The sequence below is a fragment of the Shewanella saliphila genome (assembly GCF_014648295.1).
GTDB lineage: Bacteria > Pseudomonadota > Gammaproteobacteria > Enterobacterales > Shewanellaceae > Shewanella > Shewanella saliphila.
The window spans coordinates 42,520-48,579 of record NZ_BMQV01000041.1 but is presented as its reverse complement, the minus strand read 5'-3'; the positions used below and the strand labels follow the sequence as shown (position 1 = coordinate 48,579).

Sequence of the window (6,060 nt, the reverse complement as noted above, 5' to 3'; positions counted from 1 at the left end):
GTTTTACACGTGTTTATGCTGCGTTATTGATTTTGGAAAGGGAACGACCATTACCCGCAATCAATGCCTTGCCTAAACGCGTGTAAATTCTTGCTGAAATCGAGCATCTTCAGGTTGTTTGGGTATATACTTAAGTTGAGGTTAACTTAGGGTATAAGGTGTAAACACCATGGGCCATGATTGAATAGATAGCCGCACGAGTGATCACGCTATGTCAGGTATTTATGCACCCAATAACATGTTTACGACATTTGCCGCTTGCGCTCATGACGATTCGACGCGCCTTCTGGTGGTAAGCCTGGGGCGGGTTTACGCTCAGCCAGTAAATGCTTAATGGCCATAATTGGATGGGGCAATAACATTCTCGGTCCTGCAAATAGCATAATCTCACGGGCTTTTTGCTTCATATGAGGCTTGTAGCAATGTACCGGGCATTTATTGCAGGTTGGCTTCTCTTGACCATAAGGGCAGCGGTCGAGGCGGGTGTTGGCGTAGCTTAAAAATTCGCGACATTGCTCGCATACATCGTGTGACGGTTTCATCGGATGGTGCGCTTTGCAGTAAATATTGACCATGGCTTTGATGGTACGAAATTCAAACAGTAACTGACCTGTAAGTAACTCAGTTTCGCTCATGATTAATACCTTAGTAATTTAGTCTGGTATTGTGAGTTTATGTGGCAAAATAACGGCTGACAAATTCGCATTCGCTAATTATGAATTCAAACACAAAACTAGGGTTGAGTGTGCCATTGATCGCAAAAATCACTTAAATCCACTGCAATAGTGCCTTATTCGATAGCTTGTTACAGTTTAAAGTGGATAAATACTTGATTTTATAGCGCACGTTGAAATAATAATGACTAGTGCTTAAAAAAACAGCGCACTATTATTAATGACGTAAATGACTCACTGTTAATTGATACGTGAGTAATAACGAATCTATGCGTTAAGACGCATAATCAGTAAGGTGGACGCCTAATGCTAATGAAGGTCATTTTATTTGTCGTATTGGTTGTAATAGCCTTGTACTTATATCGACGTACTCAGGCTGTTGCAAAACAAGAACTCGACAAAAAAGCACCCAACCCAGAACAAACTCAACCGCCTGTGGACAATCGCAGCGAATCAACTGCAACTGAAGCAGACCAAGTCGTTGAGCTAACGGACGCCGCGTCGTCAGAGCCTAATGCGACCCCAGATGCCGTTACAACGGTGGATGCAGAACCAGAGCTTGAGCCAAAGCCTGAAGAGATTATTGCTGCAGAACCAGAACCAGAAGTCGAATCTGAAGCTGAAGTAAAACCAGAGTCTGAACCTAAGCCAGAGGTCATATCTGCCACTGACACTCCTGCAGAGCCACATGCTGTAGCAGCAAGCGAGAGTGACGACAAGTCTGACAGTTTAGCACCTGTAAAAGGCGAGTGGGCCAGCGACAGTTTTAAGCAATTAGTTGAGGCAGCAAATAATGCTGGCGAACCACAAGCTCAGCATGATGCTGTTGCTGATGTGGTCAGTCACTGTTATAAAATGCGTAAACAAGCCGATTACTGCCAATATGGTGCTGCACTTAAGACGCTTTATTTAGACTTATTCGGTCTGGTCTATCAACAGCACGATGCAAGCGGCAGTGATGAGATTAAAGCACCGGCGTTTATGCAGTTATCCACACTACTTAACGATACAGGCGAGTTTGACCAAGCCATTAGTGTTTGCCAGCAGGCACTTGAGTATCAATTAACGGACGGCACTGTCACCGGGTTTGAAGGCCGTATTAGCAGAATTGAAAAAGCGAAAGCCAAAGCAAGCTAACTCAGTTAATACAGCGTGAAGGATATCGGGTATGATATCCATTAAAGGAAAGCGGGCCTCGGTCCGCTTTTTTGTATTTGGCATCTGTGGCTGAGCTGATAGATGCTGGTGATTAATCAAGGATTTTGGTGGCATTGATGACTTCTACGATAAGCAAATTATTGCTGGCTGCACTTGGGTTTACAGTTGTTATGGGATGCACGCGTACCCCTGAGTGGACGCTGTTTTACGTTGCTGATAATCCAGCGAATGCCGAAAAGGCCATCGCCTCAGCTAACATGGTGCAGACTGAGTTTATTTTAGGTTATTACGATACGCTCGACCAATGCCAGGCCAAAGGTGCTGGGATGTTACGTTTGCAAGGTTCATCAATGCCTGCAGCGCAAGCCTTTGTGTGTGCTCAACAATGTCAGGTAGATGATAATGAACAATTACATTGTCAACACCAGGTTGTTGGAGCTGAGTTAGATGCGCTTTAAACAAGATTTTTTTGAGCAATTAGACGACTTTTATACGCAAGTTTACCCGCAAGGGATTAGCAACCCACATTGGCTCGGCTGGAGTGATGATGCCGCTAAGCTGATTGGTTTAGAAAAGCCAAACGATGCGTTATTGATGCAGTTGTCTGCCAATGCGGCAGCGCCAGGTGCAAGCTATTATGCTCAAGTTTACAGTGGTCATCAGTTTGGTGGGTATACCCCAAGATTGGGGGATGGCCGCTCAATTATATTGGGTGAAGCTATCGGCCCTAATGGTGCGTGGGATGTGGCCTTAAAAGGTGGTGGCCCAACACCTTATTCTCGTCATGGTGATGGCCGGGCGGTAATGCGCTCTGCGGTGCGAGAGTTTTTAGTGTCAGAGGCGTTGGCGGCACTATCTGTACCGACAAGCCGTGCTTTAGCGGTAATAGGGTCAGACTTGCCCGTGTTGCGTGAAAGCCAGGAAACCGCAGCCATAACAGTACGTTTAGCGAAAAGTCATATTCGCTTTGGTCATTTTGAGTATTTTTGTTATAGCGAAAAAGGCGCGCCAGACAGGCTAACCCAATTGCTTAATTTTACCCTTGCCCAGCATTTTCCACATTTAACTGCCGACGCAGCAGGCTACAAGCAATGGTTTGTTGAAGTGGTGCAGTCTACAGCTAAAATGATTGCCCACTGGCAAGCAGTAGGCTTTGCTCATGGCGTGATGAACACCGACAATATGTCGATTTTAGGCGACACCTTTGATTTTGGGCCGTTTGCATTTTTAGACACTTTTAAAGAAGGCTTTATTTGTAATCATTCTGATCATGACGGCCGTTATGCTTTTGGTCAGCAACCCGGTATCGGGCTATGGAATTTAAAACGCCTCGCGCAAGCGCTCACTCCGATTATTCCGTCAGACGATTTAATTGCCGCACTCAATACCTATCAACCAAGTTTGATTAACCATTATGTTAGCTTAATGCGGGAAAAATTAGGCTTGAGTACCGACAATGATTTAGATAACGCCGCGCAAGCAGAGCAAGAAAAACAAGATTTAGCGTTAATTAGCCAATTTACCGTCATGCTTGAAAACAACCAGCTTGATTACAACAACAGCTTGCGCAAAATGGGCCAGATAGACATTAGCAGCCAGTACAGTCCACTACGTGATGATATGTTGAATGTGAGCGAATTTGATCGCTGGTATCAAGCTTACCAAGCCCGAGTGGGTGACGTAGCCGATGTAGCAGCATGGCAACAGCAGCGTAATCGGCATAACCCTAAGTATATTTTACGTAATTACCTTGCCCAGGAAGCCATCATCGACATTGAAGAAAAAGCTGACAACAGCAAGCTAATACAATTACAGCAGTTATTAACTCGACCTTATGATGAACAACCCGATATGGATCATTATGCCAAGCGGCCACCGGATTGGGGCCAGGGGCTGGTGATGTCTTGCAGTAGTTAACCCTGTTTAAACGCCATTTTTTATTGAGTGATGTTATGAAATTATTATCTGCTAAATTTGATCCTGAAGCGAAGAGCATTGTTATTCAAGCGGAAGTTGATTTTGAGCAATTTGAACAGTTTGCCGAACCTTTAGCGGCAGCATTGGATTGTGAGATCCGTGAACGCCAATGGGGCGCAGACCGCCATCAATGGTTACTGAACTTTGAAGGTAGCCCTGTGTGGCTGCATTATGAGTTTTATGGTGATATTTGTTGGTTGTCAGTGGACAGTGCAAAAGATGTTGATGTGTTGCACTTTTTATCTGGCTTGCTTAAATCCTATATTCACATAACAGAAGAAGACTTACATGGATAATAGCAGCGCAGAATTTCATTTTCAGGCTCTAACGCCTGATTTGATTTTAGATGCCATTGAAAGCATTGGCGTATTTCCTGAGACCGGTTTATTAGCCTTAAACAGTTATGAAAACCGGGTTTATCAGTTCCGCTGCGACCAAGGCTTACGTTATGTGGTTAAGTTTTATCGACCACAACGTTGGAGTGAAGCGCAAATACAAGAAGAGCATGACTATGCTTTGGCGTTAGCCGCTGAAGACATTCCTATCGCTGTGCCCGTAATCATTGAAAATAAAACCTTGTTCGAGTTTAAAGGCTACCGATTTGCGTTATTTCCATCGATAGGTGGCCGCGCTTTTGAAGTCGATAACCTAGAGCAGTTAGAGTCAGTAGGGCGCTTTATTGGCCGTATACATCAATATGCCAGCAAGCAGCCTTTTGTGTATCGCGAGCCGTTAACGCCTGAAATTTTAGGTGATGACGCTTATCGTTATTTACAAGACAGTGGCATCGTCGCCGAAGGTATGCGCAGTGCCTTTTTTACTGTGGCAGAGCAAGTGCTAACAAAAGCCAAGCAGATTTGGCAGCAACACAGCTTTGATACGATTCGTCTGCACGGCGATTTGCATCCAGGTAATATTTTATGGACTCCAGATGATGGCCCAGGGTTTGTTGATTTAGATGATGCAAGGCAAGGCCCAGCAGTGCAAGACATTTGGATGATGCTGACTGGCGATAGGGCGCAGCAATTATTGCAGCTCGATATTTTAATTGATGCCTATCAAGAGTTTTGCGACTTTGACACCAGACAATTAGCATTAATCGAACCGTTAAGAGCCTTTAGGATGATCCATTACAATGCATGGCTGACCAAACGTTGGCAAGATCCTGCATTTCCAATGAACTTTCCCTGGTTTGCTGACATCAAATATTGGGAACAACAAACCTTAGCGTTTAAAGAGCAGCTTGCTGCGTTGAATGAAGCGCCATTGAGTTTGGCAAGCTTTAATCAGGGTTAATGAGTGATGGTATAGACTCTGCTCTAAATGGGAGTTGAAAAGTTTGAGCTACTCTGCACGTTTTTGATTATTAACGTGATGGGTATTAACATTTTTTCATAATCACTATCGGGATGTATTTAGTTACAAATACAATTAACTAGCGATTGAGTTTCTGGCTGACGCTAGACTATGATAGATACAGCGTTTTTATAATTAGTTTGCCTATTAAAGGAAGTAAGATGAAAAAAGCATTATTGATGGCCGTAGCATTACTACTCGCGCCAATGACGACGATGGCTGCAGATTACAAAGAAGGTGTTCATTACACTGTAATTAATGATGGCCCTGGTTCTGCTAAGCCTGAAATTATGGAGTTTTTCTCTTTCTATTGTCCACACTGTTACAACTTTGCTAAAACTGTTGTACCAAAAATTGAAGCCAATATTCCAGAAGGCGTTAGCTTCAGCCAGTCGCATGTCGATTTTATTGGTCGTGAAATGGGCGTAGAAATGTCACGTGCATTTGCGGTAGCAAAACAACTTAACGTTGAAAAGAAAATCGAAGCAGCATTGTTTAGTGCTATCCATGACAAGCGCCAGCAGTTTACTCGTGCTGATGATGTTAGAGCACTCTTTATTGCCAATGGCGTAGATGCTAAAGACTATGACTCGGCAGCAAGTTCATTTATGGTCAATGCACAAATGTCTAAAATGAAACGTGATACTGAAAATGCTAAAATTTCAGGTGTGCCTTCATTAGTGGTTAACGGTAAATACCGTGTTGAAACTAGCTCGATTAAGTCTTATGACGAGTTACTAGACATTGCATTTTACTTAACAACAATGAACAAAAAGTAACGATGTTACTGCCGGTTTAGCGCTTAATTTGCGCAAACGGATAACACTAAAAAAGGAGCCTAGGCTCCTTTTTTGTTGTCTGGTGACAGGGTTTTACTGCTATGAGAATGGATTTG

At 43.6% G+C, this 6,060-nt stretch carries 7 protein-coding genes; 6 read left to right on the top strand and 1 reads right to left on the bottom strand.

The genetic code is table 11. The features are described 5' to 3' along the window. Positions 1–242: 242 nt before the first annotated feature. Complete coding sequence (locus tag IEY48_RS16305) at positions 243–635, bottom strand: nitrous oxide-stimulated promoter family protein (protein WP_188922226.1); 393 nt, start codon at positions 633–635, stop codon at positions 243–245. A gap of 345 nt (positions 636–980) precedes the next feature. Here IEY48_RS16305 and IEY48_RS16300 point away from each other — a divergent pair, with 345 nt between their 5' ends. The 6 genes from IEY48_RS16300 (at position 981) to IEY48_RS16275 (ending at position 5,944) form a co-directional block, all read left to right on the top strand. After that, positions 981–1,811: a hypothetical protein gene (locus IEY48_RS16300; protein ID WP_188922224.1), complete on the top strand. Its 831-nt coding sequence runs from the start codon at positions 981–983 to the stop codon at positions 1,809–1,811. A gap of 137 nt (positions 1,812–1,948) precedes the next feature. Further along, positions 1,949–2,290, top strand: coding sequence for a hypothetical protein (locus IEY48_RS16295; RefSeq protein WP_188922222.1), 342 nt, complete (start codon positions 1,949–1,951; stop codon positions 2,288–2,290). Next, entirely contained in the window at positions 2,280–3,749 is a 1,470-nt protein-coding gene (locus IEY48_RS16290; protein ID WP_188922220.1) for a protein adenylyltransferase SelO, read from the top strand. The genes IEY48_RS16295 and IEY48_RS16290 overlap by 11 nt, the downstream gene beginning before the upstream one ends. A 35-nt stretch (positions 3,750–3,784) precedes the next feature. Then, a complete protein-coding gene (locus IEY48_RS16285; RefSeq protein ID WP_188922218.1) occupies positions 3,785–4,105 on the top strand; it encodes a DUF3630 family protein in 321 nt (106 codons plus the stop codon). After that, on the top strand, positions 4,098–5,105 hold the full coding sequence (locus IEY48_RS16280) for a serine/threonine protein kinase (protein ID WP_188922216.1): 1,008 nt from the start codon (positions 4,098–4,100) through the stop codon (positions 5,103–5,105). The genes IEY48_RS16285 and IEY48_RS16280 overlap by 8 nt, the downstream gene beginning before the upstream one ends. Positions 5,106–5,326: 221 nt before the next feature. Further along, entirely contained in the window at positions 5,327–5,944 is a 618-nt protein-coding gene (locus tag IEY48_RS16275; protein ID WP_188922207.1) for a thiol:disulfide interchange protein DsbA/DsbL, read from the top strand. Positions 5,945–6,060 lie beyond the last annotated feature (116 nt).